The following is a 13055-nucleotide window of genomic DNA, read 5'->3' as shown; positions in this document are numbered from 1 at the left end:
ATGAATGGCAGCTTCGCCATCGAATATACAACGAAGCTAACCATCGTGATCACAGGTGACTGTTTTGAACTACTTCTTAAAGGCGAGCTTCTAGTTCAGCTTTTTCTTTTTCGTAGCCAGGCTTACCAAGTAATGCGAACATATTTGTTTTATATGCTTCAACACCTGGTTGGTCAAATGGATTAACTCCTAGAAGGTATCCACTGATTGCACATGCTTTTTCGAAGAAGTACACCATGTAACCGAATGTATAAGGTGTCATATCTTTAATATTAACAATTAGGTTAGGAACTTGACCATCTGTATGTGCAAGTAATGTTCCTTGAGCTGCTTTCTTGTTAACAAAATCCATCGTTTTACCTGCTAGGAAGTTCAAACCATCAAGATCATTTTCGTCAGTTTCAATTGTGATGTGTTCTGCAACTTCTCCAACTTGAATAACTGTTTCAAAGATATTACGGCTACCTTCTTGGATAAATTGGCCCATAGAGTGTAGATCAGTTGTAAAGTCAACAGATGCTGGGTAGATACCTTTGAAGTCTTTACCTTCAGATTCTCCGAATAATTGTTTCCACCATTCAGATACAAAGTGAAGATTAGGTTCGTAGTTTACAAGAATTTCAATCGCTTTACCTTTACGGTATAGAGAGTTACGAACTGCTGCATATTGATATGCTTCGTTCTCTGCTAATTCTGGTTTGCTATATTCAGTTACAGCATCAGCTGCACCTTGCATCATCGCATCGATGTCGATACCAGCAACTGCGATTGGTAATAGACCTACAGCAGTTAGAACAGAATAACGACCACCGATGTCATCAGCAATTACAAAAGATTCATAACCTTCAGCAGTAGCCAATGATTTTAAAGCGCCTTTTTCTTTATCTGTTGTTGCATAAATACGTTTACGAGCTTCTTCTTTACCATATTTCTTCTCCAACTCAGCACGGAAAATACGGAATGCGATAGCTGGCTCAGTAGTTGTGCCTGATTTAGAAATAACGTTAATAGACCAGTCACGACCCTCAATTAATTGTAGCAAGTGAGTTACATATGTAGAACTCACGTTGTTACCTGCAAATAATACTTGAGGAGTTTTACGTTGCTCTTTGGATTGAATATTATAGAAAGAGTTAGATAGCATTTCAATTGCAGCACGTGCTCCTAGGTAAGAACCACCGATTCCGATAACGATCAATACTTCAGAATCATTTTGAATTTTGGCAGCAGATTGCTTAATGCGTGCAAACTCTTCTTTGTCGTATTCATTGGGTAGGTTAATCCATCCAAGATAGTCAGAACCTGCTCCAGTAGCATTGTGCAACTGATCGTGTGCAAGACGTACCTGAGCCGTCAAATAATCAACCTCATGTTGACCTACAAATGTTAAGGCTTTGCTGTAATCGAACTTTAATGTATTACCCATGATTTCAATAACCTCCTGAATTGTACGAAGCTACGCTTCTTCTCTAAAAATTATATGACATTTGTTTAAGAATATCTAATTTACACAGTAAACACAAGTCTATTGTCTATAATAACTATTTAGATTTTGTACAATTATCTTTTATAATATTATATTTCGATGTTTATTTTTCCTAATTGATACCTATTAAGCATCCTGCATAACTTCGTTATCAAAGTCTGTGTTTTGAACTTCCTTTATTAATAATAAGGTGAGATCATTAGATATACAATAACACCTGTCAAACTAACGTATAGCCAAATCGGCATTGTCCATTTTGCAATTTTGCGATGTTTCTCAATTTTATTCGTAATTCCAAATACTGCTGAGAACAAAGCTAATGGAACAACGACAATCGCTAATAAAATATGAGTAATTAAGATAAAGAAGTAAATTGGACGTAAAATCCCTTCACCACCATAAGATGTTGACTCCGTCAAGTAGTGATACGATACATACGAGATAAGAAATAATGTAGTCGAAGCGAAAGCTACACCAATAAATGTTCTGTGCATCTTAATGTTTTTCTTCTTAATTGCAGTTAGCGCAACGATTAATGCTAGAAATGTAAAGCTGTTAAAAATCGCATTTAGCATAGGAAGAATCGTTACATCAAATCCAAGCTCACCATCATAAGCTGGCAAGAAAAATAATACGGCAACCAGTGCCACAATGACGACTGTCAAAGTTAATACGAGCGGTGTGTAATTTTTATCCTTCATCCTAATGAAACCTCCAGATCTTATTCTCACCTGTCTATCCATACGTAGACAAGTACCTATATGTGCATGTTCAACCATCAGCCTGATTTTTGAACTTACCTCTATATTATACTTTAGCTTATAATAACCTCCTCTTACCATCTCATTCTTGACTGTTTTGTCACAATAATACGACAGCTAGCCAAAGAAAGCGAAGTCAACTAGCTGACTTCGCTTTCACTATAGGTTTTTAATCGACAGTTTCTTGTGAATGATACAATTCACGATACTTTCCAGGTGTAATTCCTTCTTTTCTACGAAAGGTGGCTACAAAGTGACTTACATCGTTAAAACCGGTATGTATCGCAACATCTTTCAGTGCTAATTGCGGCTGATTAACTAAAATCCTTTTCGTTTCACGTATTCGAAGTTGAATTAAGAAAGAATAAGGGCTCACTCCGAAGGCAGTTTGAAATTGTTCATGGAGACTAGAAACTCCAATCCCAGCATATTGAGCAATTTCTGACAATCCAATATTTTTGTTAAGATTAAGCTCCATCCAACTAACAATCGGAGCTAATTTCTCATAAAACTGTGAAAGTGAAGGCTGATCGTGTTGCCTACTAAATTTACGTAGATGAATGAGAAAACGATATAATTCCGTGGAAGCCTCCATTGCAGATAACTCTCCATCAAGTCCAATATTTGTAATTATATCAACAAATAAAGGACCAAATAATCCCTCTTCTGATTCTTTATAGATAATAGATTTATTCATTTCTAACGCATCCATTACGGAAGAAACGGATGCGCCACCAAATGTTATATAAATCGTAGACCAACGATCAGAAGTTGGATAATATGTATGTGGCGAAAAGGGTGGAAGAAGCACACCCATTCCAGCAGATAGTGCAGTTATTTCTCCAAGTTGTTCAATCTTTCCTTCTCCCACAATTGTATGTAGCCAATGATAATGATGATAACCAGCTGGACGATGAAATACACGCTCCCAAGCACTATATCCTATCGTTTCAATAAACAGAGGTAGCGATCGCTCCACAGTTGAGAAAACATGACGCAAATTTTCATCATCTAACATATTAAGTTATCACCTCTTTGCGGTTAATACCTTAATTATGTACGAAACACTACACTCATATCAATCATTATTCCATTTTAAATGCATCAAGTGAGTTTAATTTATTACCTTTATAATCAAATAATGTGAGGTTAGACCAGTTATTCTCATGACCTACTGACCATGTTAATTTTGAAGGAATCCAACATGGTTCCCAATAGTAAAGTCCTAGACCTCTGTTATCCTCAACTTCCTTAATTAACCTCATTAGATGAGTTAACCATTTTGATTGCCCTTCAACATTTACAGGGAAACCTTCATAAATCCAATCCTTCCTGTTAAAGATTAGCTGCTGATCATCTGGTGGCGTCATCGTCCAAGGATATGCAACTTCAACTACTACAATATCTTTCTCATATCTCGCTGCCAATTCGTCCATGTTGTGAGTTAATTGTTCTAAAGTACCATGCCACCAAGAGTAATAAGAGAGACCAATAATATCATACGAAATTGGGTATTGAGCAATCTTGTCGTAGAAATAACGGCTACCTGCGTTATCAGCACCTCGATCAATATGTATCATGATCGGAATATGCTTATTAGGACTAGCTTCGTTAACACCTTCGATTCCGGCGATAATCAGTCTAGCTAATTTATCCCATTGCTCTGGCGTATCGTATTCACCATCTACTCGTCCTTCACCCCAGATCATACCATTCGTTATTTCGTTCCCTATTTGGATCATATCAGGAGTAGCACCTGCTACCATTAATTGTTCAACCATATTTCTAGTAAATGCCTTTACAACAGCTTCGAGTTCAACAAAGCTGAGTTTTTCCCATGCTTTAGGCATATGTTGTTTCACTGGGTCGGCCCAATAATCAGAATAGTGAAAATCAAGTAAAAAATGAAGCCCCCTTTCTTTAATTCTTTTCCCCATCTTTATTGTCTTCGCTGGATTACAGTAATCAAATTCGGGGTTATTCCATAGGCGTAAGCGAGCAGAATTTACTCCACTATCTTTAAGAATATCTAGAACATCTTTCTTAACACCATCTTCGTAAAACGCTCCACCTTCGGTTTCTATTTCATCAACAAATGATACATCTGCACCTTTAATAAAGGATAATTCCATTTATAGCACCTTCCTTATATTGTATATTATCTAACCTTCTGTACCGCTATAGCCAAGTTTGCAATAAACTACTTCTAATAAAATTGTAATTTGTTAATTTTACAAAGGATATATAATAAAACGGTTTATTGAATGTAGCAATCTTCCATCTTGCGACTATTACGACTTTTATACGATTAAAAAAGGGCACTCCCAAAGTCATATTCTCAATGACTTTGGGAGTGCCCCTTAATTAAATACGGTTCGAGCTATTACAGATATGAACAGATGTAATCCGCTACTTCTTTAACTTGAAGCTTGAATTTCTCGTTAGCTCCAACTTTGAATTCACCTTCGCCTTGAATGTGAATCCATTCCGATTGACCTGGAAGTTGAACTTTCAAATCACCAGCCAAAATTTCCATGATCTCAACTGTATCAGTTCCAAATTCATATTCACCTGGAAGCATAATACCTAATGTTTTTTTGGTCCCGTCAGGAAATACTATCACGCGACTTGTAACTTTACCTTCAAAATAAACATTTGCTTTTTTGACTACTGAGACATTGTCGAATTGAGACATTGGAAATTTCCCCTTTGCTGTATGAATTAAGTTGTCGATTAAGCTACATCACATAATATCGTGATCACAAGCGACTGTTTTGATCTTCATCTTAAAGCAATGCTTTTACTTTGCTTACTACATTCTCAACAGTAAAGCCGTACTCTTTAATAACGCGATCACCAGGAGCAGATGCACCGAATGTATCGATAGCAATGATATCACCTTGGTCACCAACGTATTTATGCCAACCCATTGGATGAGCCATCTCAACTGCAAGACGAGCTTTAACTTCTGGAAGAATAACAGAATCTTTATATTCTTTAGACTGTTTATCGAATAGATCCCAGCTCGGCATAGAGATAACACGTACTTGAATACCTTCTTCAGCTAGAGCTTTTTGAGCTGCAACCGCAAGTTGTACTTCAGAACCTGTTGCAATAATTTGAGCAACTGGTGTGCCATTTGCTGCATCAGATACAACATAAGCACCTTTTTTCAAGTTTTCACGAACGCCTTCAACTGTACCAGGAAGAATAGGTAAGTTTTGACGAGTAAGAACTAGCGCTACTGGAGCAGATGTGTTCTCAACAGCATAAGCCCATGCAGCAGATGTTTCGTTTGCATCAGCTGGACGAAGTACTGTTAGACCAGGAATGATACGAATAGAAGCAAGTTGCTCGATTGGTTCGTGAGTAGGACCATCTTCACCCACAGCGATAGAATCATGTGTAAGTACATACACAACTGGTAATTTCATTAGAGCTGATAGACGAACTGCTGGACGTAGGTAGTCAGTGAATACGAAGAATGTACCACCGTATACTTTAAGACCAGAGTGTAGGCTAATCCCGTTCATTGCTGCAGCCATACCGAATTCACGAACACCGAAGTAGATGTTGCGACCAGAATAGTCAGCAGGTCCAAATTGAGCTTGGTTATCCATATGAGTCATTGTAGAGCTTTCAAGGTCAGCAGATCCACCTACTAGGTTAGGAACGTTTTTCGCAAGTCCGTTGATTGCTTTACCAGAAGCAATACGAGTAGATACTGCAGAGTCAGCAGTTGTATATGTTGGAAGATCAGCATCCCAGTTCTCTGGAAGAGCGCTAGAAATAGCTGTTTCAAATTGTTGTGCTAATTCAGGGTTAGCTGCTTTATAAGCTGCAAACATTTCATTCCAAACTGCGTTAGCTTTTTCACCAGCTAGTTTAACTTCTGCAAAATGAGAAGTTACTTCAGCAGGAACAAAGAATGCTTCTTCAGCTTCCCAGCCATAAGCTTCTTTTGTAAGTTTTGCTTCGTCAGCACCAAGTGGAGAACCATGAGTACCGCCATGACCGCCTTTACCAGCTTTGTTCGGAGAACCGTAACCGATAACTGTTTTCACTTCGATAAGCGTTGGTTTAGAAGTATCTACTTGAGCATCAGCAATTGCTTTCTCAATAGCAGCTAGATCATTACCATCTTCAACGCGAAGCACTTGCCAGCCATAACCTTCGAAACGACTTTGAACTGTTTCTGAATAAGAAAGACCAAGAACACCATCAAGTGTGATATCGTTTGAATCGTAAAGTACAACTAATTTACCAAGTTGTAAATGACCTGCTAGAGAAGCTGCTTCATGGGAGATCCCTTCCATTAAGTCGCCATCGCCACAGATTGCAAATGTGAAATGATCTACAACTTTGAAGTTCTCTTTGTTATAAGTAGCTCCAAGTTGAGCTTCAGCCATAGCCATACCTACTGCCATTGCGATACCTTGTCCAAGTGGACCAGTCGTTGCATCAACACCAGCAGTGTGACCGAACTCTGGATGACCTGGAGTTAGAGAACCCCATTGACGGAATTGTTTCAATTCTTCCAATGGAAGATCATAACCAGAAAGATGTAGCAAGCTATATAAAAGCATTGAACCATGACCTGCAGAAAGGACGAAACGATCACGGTTAATCCATGTTGGGTTAGATGGATTGTGGTTCATTGTTTTTGCAAACAATTGATACCCCATTGGTGCTGCACCCATTGGCATACCTGGGTGTCCAGATTTTGCTTTTTCAATTGCATCGATAGCTAGTGTACGAACAGTATCAATTGATAGTTGTTCGATAGATTTTTGTGAAACAGTCATTGCAATATCCTCCTACTTTTTGTTGGTTTATGTGTAAAAATATCGGTAATTTCTTTGCATATTGTACCATTCAATGCTAATTAAACACAACCGTCTTATTTTGATGGACGAGTACACGATCTTCCAAATGCCATTTGATTGCACGAGCTAATACAACCTTTTCAATCGTACGCCCAATACGCTTCAAATGATCTACACTATCACGATGTGTTACACGTTGAACGTCTTGTTCAATGATCGGTCCACCGTCTAATTCTTCCGTAACATAGTGAGCCGTCGCTCCAATTATTTTCACGCCACGTTTGTACGCTTGAGCATATGGGCTTCCACCAATAAATGCAGGTAAGAAGGAATGGTGGATATTAATAATCCGATTAGGAAACTCTTCGATAAATTTTCCAGGAATAATTTGCATATAACGTGCAAGGACTATGAGATCAGCTTTCCCTGACACTAATTCAATATGCTTACGCTCTACTTCATCCTTTGTATCAGGTGTAACTGGAATATGATAGTAAGGAATGCCGAACGATTCCACTTGTTCTTTCATATCAAGATGATTACTAATTACCATAGCAATATCGGCATCTAAATCACCGGATTTCCATTGCCATAATATTTCCATTAGACAGTGATCTTCTTTCGAGACAAAGACAGCAAGACGCTTTTTACGACTAGCACGGAACGTACTCCATTTCATATCAAAGCGATCTGCCACACGATTAAAATCTTCTACTATAATAGGTAACTCTTGATCAAGATCGTTAAGATCAAACTCAAATCGAATAAAGAACATGCCGCCCTCTGGGTTCATTGTAAATTGATCCGATTGTACGATGTTAGCGCCATGCTCATGTAGAAACTGGGATACAGTGGCTACGATTCCAGGTCTGTCTGGACAAGAGATGAGCATTCTTGCACGATTCTCCAAGTTGCGATTACTTACGTTTGATGCTAGTGACATGATTACCTTCCTTTTCAACAGTTATATTTAGAGGTAGTTCAAAAAGCAGACTTTAATAACGATGTAACTCGCTGTGGGTTATTCGACATCGAATATGAAGCGAACTTGGGAAGTACGGTTCGCATGTACCAATAACGTACACTTGCGCTTCCGTCTTCCTCAAGTAGCGCTCCATCTTCTTGGTTCTGAAAGCCCACTTTTTGAACCTTCATTGAAAGTTTCGTGCTTTTGACCGCTGTTGTACTCATACCGTACACGTTGCTGGGTTTCGTTTTATTGCTTGTGATTTCGATGATTAGCTTTGCTCCATCTTCTTGGTTCTGAAAGCCCGCTTTCTAGACTTAGATTTTTAATTTAATTCAAGTCTTGACCAGACAACACTGCAGTAAGACGTTGATTCACTTCTGCTTCTGATAGTTCAGCAGACAAGACGTTTCCTTCCATCACCAAATCGTACAGACGCTCTTGAGGTTCACGCGGATCTGCTTTTTTAGCTTTGGCATCGGATTTCAATAGCTCCCATGTTTGCTCAACAAACTGCTGCGGATTGATATCTTGCTTAGCAAAGAAATGAGATAGTTTCTCAACATCTTCAACAAACGACGCCCCAAAACGCTCCTTTACATTACCTCGAAGCAATGCAATTTCAATTTCGTACATCGGCGCAGTTTTCTTAGCATCCTTACCAATCCAAGGTGTTTCCAAAATAAATGGTCTACCCGCTAAAGCTTCATGATGAACAATGTTATGAATCGTTTGGAATCCAACATAACCGGAACCTAACGTAGCATGTCTATCTTTATGTGCACCAATATTATTTTTGCTATCATTAATATGAACAACGGCAATTCGATCAAGCCCAACAATTTTGTCAAACTGCTGTAACACGCCATCTAGGTCATTAACAATATCATAGCCTGCGTCGTGGATATGACAAGTATCTAGACATACCGTTAAACGATTATTCAACTCTACTTTTTCAATAATTGCAGCGATTTCTTCAAACGTACGTCCAATTTCCGTACCTTTGCCAGCCATCGTCTCAAGCGCGATATTGACATTAGTTTCAGTAGTTCCAGCTAAAACTTGATTCAAACCTTCCGCAATGCGGTTAATACCAAATATAGCATCTTTATCTGTATAAGCACCCGGATGCAATACGATGTTTTGCACTCCGATATGATGTGTACGGCGGATTTCTTCTTGCAAGAAATTAACACCTAGTTCAAACGTATCTTCTTTGTAAGAACCTAAATTAACGATATAGGGGGCATGTACAACAATTTCGTTAATGCCAACCTTATTCATTAACTCTTTGCCTTCTTCAATGTATAAAGATTCAATCGGTTTGCGTCGCGTATTTTGCGGTGCCCCCGTATATATCATAAATGTACTTGAATCATATGAGATTGCTTCTTTTGTTGCAGTTAATAATCCCTTATCTGAGAATGAAACATGGGAACCTATTTTCAACATAATTTTTAACTCTCCTTCTCGAGATTAATCACAGTTAATTGTAGTTCAATTATAGCCGATTTCGCAAGAGAAAAACCGTAAAGCACCTTACTTCCAGACTATATTTCAGCATTATTATGAAAATAGTAAGAAAAGTAGCGATATTACTGCTCGAAAACCTTTTCATTATAAGCTATAATTCATGGTGTGGACTCAAATGTTCCACTTGTGATTACGATGTGTAACTACGAAGCCTATTCTGCGGCGAATCTGCCATTCATCGGTCACTCTGTTTCTCACGTACCTATAACGTACGCTACGATACTCGCTTTCCTAGCTTCATAGCAGATTCTTGGTACTGACAAGTAAATCATTTGAGCTTTTATTTTAATTTGAGGTGAATTTACAGATGAATGATTGGTTTATGTATTTCATAGTATTCTGGGCAGTAGTTATGCTCGCAGCTATGACGGTAGGTGGCTACTTTATGTTCCGCAAATTCCTTAAAGTCATGCCTAAGGGTGACGGAAAGTCAAAACTTGATTGGCAAAACTATTGGGTAGATCGAAGTCGTCCGATGTGGACAGACGATTCCAAACAATTTCTCGCGGAGCTTGTTTCACCAGTTCCTACGCCATTCCGTGATATAGCTTCTCATTCTATTGCAGCAAGTATCGGACAAGTAGCAATTGAAAGTGGTGCCGATACAGTTACTCGTGGACACTGTATTGAAGGCTATATAAAAGCAACTCCTAAGCGGGATTATAATAGTTTAATGACATTTCTTAAGAAGAAAAATATTGATTATTCGCCGTATAATCATTTGTTCAACAAATAAAAAGTGCAACTTATTATAGTACAATTGCGTATTACATTATAGGAGGTGGCTTCAGATTATGAAATGGAAAAACAAAGCAAAGAAAACAGCCACGACGACAAGTGCTATTCTATTAGCTATTATGCTTACTGCTTGCAGCGATCAAAATAACAATACGCTTCCATCAAATAACACACAAGAGGAACAAACAGATGTAGGTTCCGTTCCATCAACTAACCTGCCTGAAGGAACAGGAGAATTAGATCCTGGTTCTATCTCTGGCGATGGTAATTCTAATGGAGATAATGATACTGATAAACCAGATGGTAATAACTCTGGATCAAATGATGGACAAACTGCTACAGATGACTTTACACTTAGTAAAGTAATTAGTGCCAAAGGAATTTATATTGGTGCTGCAGATAGCCATAGTATCGAAATCGAGATGGATAATACTTATATCGTTCTTCAAGTCGAAGAGGATCTACAATACATCATTAATGATTTCCCAAGTGATAAGCCTGTAACTTTCGAATATGTTAAAAAGACATACAAGGAATTAGATGCTACTGAAAATTGGTTGAAAAGCATTACATTAGAATAGTCGTCAGTAACAAAGGAGCCTTACCAATCATCTTATTGATTGGTAAGGCTCCTTTTAGTTCTGCTTCTATTATATACACTTTAGCTATACCACTTAACTTTCTCATGCACTATATAATTGGTAGCTTTGAACTAAACTGCTGATCTATACTGCCAGTTGATACTTTGGTCCTTCATTATTAACTAACTGAATGATATCTCCTTCATACAATGGGTAGGCCTTATATGCAATCATCAATTGTCCATTCAAATAACTGCCATTGCGTGATCCAACATCTTTAATATGGATCGATCCATTATCTACTTCGACTTCCAGGTGAACGCGAGATACACCTGATGCGTCATCTTGATAGTGAACACCTTCTTCAGCACGACCTATTAGAAATCGATTGTCATTAACAATAATCCGTTGCTCATCATCAAATAGTTTTCTTAATAAGGATGGTGTGCCATTACTCCGATTAGATGCGAGAGCTGTCGTTGAATGCTCTTGATCAAGCTTAACGGTTGCCTGTGGTGGTGCAACTCGTACCTGTTCATTATTGTGTAATGGCTTTACCTCCAGATTAGATTTTACTGGTTGTTCTATTAACGATGGTTGAGACGGGTATATGGATTGATTAGGATTAGTAGCAAGTGACAAATTTTCTTGTTGGTAATCACGTTTCTTATAGCTCAACACCTTCCAATGTTGTTTGAGAACAATAACAATTCCTGTCAACATAATAAGTGTGATTCCACAGCTAAATAAGAAATTGGTTGTCGTAGCATCTTCAAAATAAAGATTTTTCCAAGACAATCCAACAATTGTTATAATAAGCAGGATAACTGCGTAATGCTTCCAACCTAGCGGTTTACTCTCTGCTTCATCTTCCCAATCATCATAGCCCTCATCATTCTCTGACCTTACGAATCCAATAGAGGATTGCTCAGAAGACTGTTCAGACTCATTCTGAACATAATATAAAACCGAACCTGGCTTTACTTTTTCTATGTATGGGGTTTGCAGCCCTTCCTGTGAATTAGAAGATAGTTGGTGAATAAGATCTAATAATAGTTGACGCAGTGGAATGATCGGAAAATGTTGACTGCCTATTAATTGTAATATTTTTTGGTATCCTTCATAATGCAAACTGTCTACAAGTTGTGACCATCTAACTGCTAATAATAATAATTGATGATCTTCCTTATGATATTGTTCTTGCACTGGTAGATATACTAATCGAATACTATTATTTGTTGGGTCAAAGTAAATTAACTTTTCATCAAGAAGACAACATTGAGGTCGTAGCATGTAGTCGTAACAAGTGACGAGTGCATCAAGTAAAGAAAGTAACAAACTATAGTAATCGATCATCTTAATGCTTCCCGGTTGGTAAAAATGAGTCAGTAACTTAAAGTGTTGAATTCGGTATACGAAGACAATCTCATTATCAATTTCATTCCAATCAAATGGAAGAAACGTATGTACTATATTTGCACTTAGCATATTCATCTCTAGTGCATTCATATCACGAGAAGTGAATGGATCTGTTCGTTCTATGGTCATCTGATGGCCATTATTCATTGTATAATCGATTTTCAAATGTTTCATCATGAACCTCCTAATACTTTTTATAACACTTATTCATAAAAAGTAGCTTCGAAAGCATTACCTTAACAAATAGACTACGATCATAGCTGGTGTAACAGCTAGCATAAACGGAAAATGATGTACCTTTTTAATACCTAATGCTATTAATGTCGGTGTACTTTGAGCTTCGACAATATAATTACTATAGTAATATCGAAATCTATGATTAATTTTTAGTAATGTTCGATAGCCGATAAATAGAATGGAAATGACACCGCCAAATAGGAAAGATAAAATCATTAATTCAATAATAGGTTTCACACCAATAAGAGCCGCTAATGATGCAAATAGCTTTACGTCACCCGCTCCAATCCCTTTAAAAAGATAAATTAACCACATAGGAATAAAACCAACAAGCACAGCAATCGTTACCCACCATCCCCCCAACCATCCCTCTTGGTACATACAAAAACTGTAACCAAATAGAAGAGAACTTAAGCATATCCAATTCGGTATTTTCAATGAAGTCACATCAAAATAAAATGCGATGATAACGATTAGTATTGCTAGCCAGTAGCTCTCCATATCTTT

General features: G+C 37.8%; 13 protein-coding genes. 2 read left to right on the top strand and 11 right to left on the bottom strand.

Annotated elements, in window-relative coordinates; all coding sequences use genetic code 11:
- Nucleotides 1-76: 76 nt before the first annotated feature.
- From NV377_RS11085 to NV377_RS11045, 9 genes are all read right to left on the bottom strand, one after another.
- Nucleotides 77-1426, bottom strand: a complete 1350-nt coding sequence (locus NV377_RS11085) for a glucose-6-phosphate isomerase (protein WP_258201287.1) — start codon at nucleotides 1424-1426, stop codon at nucleotides 77-79.
- Between the two features lie 239 nt (nucleotides 1427-1665).
- Nucleotides 1666-2187, bottom strand: a complete 522-nt coding sequence (locus NV377_RS11080) for a DUF420 domain-containing protein (RefSeq protein ID WP_258201286.1) — start codon at nucleotides 2185-2187, stop codon at nucleotides 1666-1668.
- Between the two features lie 229 nt (nucleotides 2188-2416).
- Complete coding sequence (locus NV377_RS11075; RefSeq protein ID WP_258201285.1) at nucleotides 2417-3265, bottom strand: AraC family transcriptional regulator; 849 nt, start codon at nucleotides 3263-3265, stop codon at nucleotides 2417-2419.
- A gap of 67 nt (nucleotides 3266-3332) precedes the next feature.
- On the bottom strand, nucleotides 3333-4379 hold the full coding sequence (locus NV377_RS11070) for a glycoside hydrolase family 53 protein (RefSeq protein ID WP_258201284.1): 1047 nt from the start codon (nucleotides 4377-4379) through the stop codon (nucleotides 3333-3335).
- A 251-nt stretch (nucleotides 4380-4630) separates the two neighbouring features.
- The gene (gene ppnP, locus NV377_RS11065; RefSeq protein WP_258201283.1) at nucleotides 4631-4942 is read right to left on the bottom strand and encodes a pyrimidine/purine nucleoside phosphorylase; all 312 of its coding nucleotides are present in this window, start codon (nucleotides 4940-4942) and stop codon (nucleotides 4631-4633) included.
- A gap of 91 nt (nucleotides 4943-5033) precedes the next feature.
- A complete protein-coding gene (tkt, locus tag NV377_RS11060) occupies nucleotides 5034-7052 on the bottom strand; it encodes a transketolase (RefSeq protein WP_258201282.1) in 2019 nt (672 codons plus the stop codon).
- A 76-nt stretch (nucleotides 7053-7128) separates the two neighbouring features.
- Nucleotides 7129-8016: a formyltetrahydrofolate deformylase gene (gene purU, locus NV377_RS11055; RefSeq protein ID WP_258201281.1), complete on the bottom strand. Its 888-nt coding sequence runs from the start codon at nucleotides 8014-8016 to the stop codon at nucleotides 7129-7131.
- A 38-nt stretch (nucleotides 8017-8054) separates the two neighbouring features.
- The gene (locus NV377_RS11050; protein ID WP_258201280.1) at nucleotides 8055-8264 is read right to left on the bottom strand and encodes a hypothetical protein; all 210 of its coding nucleotides are present in this window, start codon (nucleotides 8262-8264) and stop codon (nucleotides 8055-8057) included.
- A 106-nt stretch (nucleotides 8265-8370) separates the two neighbouring features.
- A complete protein-coding gene (locus NV377_RS11045; RefSeq protein WP_258201279.1) occupies nucleotides 8371-9492 on the bottom strand; it encodes a deoxyribonuclease IV in 1122 nt (373 codons plus the stop codon).
- A 388-nt stretch (nucleotides 9493-9880) separates the two neighbouring features.
- On the opposite strand from NV377_RS11045, the gene NV377_RS11040 reads away from it, so the two are divergent.
- Together NV377_RS11040 and NV377_RS11035 are read left to right on the top strand one after the other, a co-directional pair.
- Entirely contained in the window at nucleotides 9881-10309 is a 429-nt protein-coding gene (locus tag NV377_RS11040) for a DUF2621 domain-containing protein (RefSeq protein ID WP_258201278.1), read from the top strand.
- A 58-nt stretch (nucleotides 10310-10367) separates the two neighbouring features.
- Nucleotides 10368-10892 carry a LytA/YqiH family protein gene (locus NV377_RS11035; RefSeq protein WP_258201277.1) on the top strand — a complete coding sequence of 175 codons (525 nt, stop codon included), beginning with the start codon at nucleotides 10368-10370 and terminating at the stop codon, nucleotides 10890-10892.
- A gap of 144 nt (nucleotides 10893-11036) precedes the next feature.
- Here the strand turns inward: NV377_RS11035 and NV377_RS11030 are convergent, their stop codons facing one another.
- Nucleotides 11037-12488, bottom strand: coding sequence for a DUF6382 and FHA domain-containing protein (locus NV377_RS11030; RefSeq protein ID WP_258201276.1), 1452 nt, complete (start codon nucleotides 12486-12488; stop codon nucleotides 11037-11039).
- 54 nt (nucleotides 12489-12542) lie between these two features.
- The gene (locus tag NV377_RS11025) at nucleotides 12543-13049 is read right to left on the bottom strand and encodes an A24 family peptidase (protein WP_258201275.1); all 507 of its coding nucleotides are present in this window, start codon (nucleotides 13047-13049) and stop codon (nucleotides 12543-12545) included.
- Nucleotides 13050-13055 lie beyond the last annotated feature (6 nt).

The organism is Paenibacillus endoradicis (assembly GCF_024721975.1).
The sequence above is the reverse complement of the archived record's forward strand: the minus strand, read 5'-3'. Positions and strand labels throughout refer to the sequence as shown.

Coding starts and splice junctions, on each gene's coding strand:
- NV377_RS11085 (WP_258201287.1), bottom strand. CDS start 1,426: ATGGGTAATACATTAAAGTTCGATTACAGCAAAGCCTTAACATTTGTA.
- NV377_RS11080 (WP_258201286.1), bottom strand. CDS start 2,187: ATGAAGGATAAAAATTACACACCGCTCGTATTAACTTTGACAGTCGTC.
- NV377_RS11075 (WP_258201285.1), bottom strand. CDS start 3,265: ATGTTAGATGATGAAAATTTGCGTCATGTTTTCTCAACTGTGGAGCGA.
- NV377_RS11070 (WP_258201284.1), bottom strand. CDS start 4,379: ATGGAATTATCCTTTATTAAAGGTGCAGATGTATCATTTGTTGATGAA.
- ppnP (WP_258201283.1), bottom strand. CDS start 4,942: ATGTCTCAATTCGACAATGTCTCAGTAGTCAAAAAAGCAAATGTTTAT.
- tkt (WP_258201282.1), bottom strand. CDS start 7,052: ATGACTGTTTCACAAAAATCTATCGAACAACTATCAATTGATACTGTT.
- purU (WP_258201281.1), bottom strand. CDS start 8,016: ATGTCACTAGCATCAAACGTAAGTAATCGCAACTTGGAGAATCGTGCA.
- NV377_RS11050 (WP_258201280.1), bottom strand. CDS start 8,264: ATGAGTACAACAGCGGTCAAAAGCACGAAACTTTCAATGAAGGTTCAA.
- NV377_RS11045 (WP_258201279.1), bottom strand. CDS start 9,492: ATGTTGAAAATAGGTTCCCATGTTTCATTCTCAGATAAGGGATTATTA.
- NV377_RS11040 (WP_258201278.1), top strand. CDS start 9,881: ATGAATGATTGGTTTATGTATTTCATAGTATTCTGGGCAGTAGTTATG.
- NV377_RS11035 (WP_258201277.1), top strand. CDS start 10,368: ATGAAATGGAAAAACAAAGCAAAGAAAACAGCCACGACGACAAGTGCT.
- NV377_RS11030 (WP_258201276.1), bottom strand. CDS start 12,488: ATGATGAAACATTTGAAAATCGATTATACAATGAATAATGGCCATCAG.
- NV377_RS11025 (WP_258201275.1), bottom strand. CDS start 13,049: ATGGAGAGCTACTGGCTAGCAATACTAATCGTTATCATCGCATTTTAT.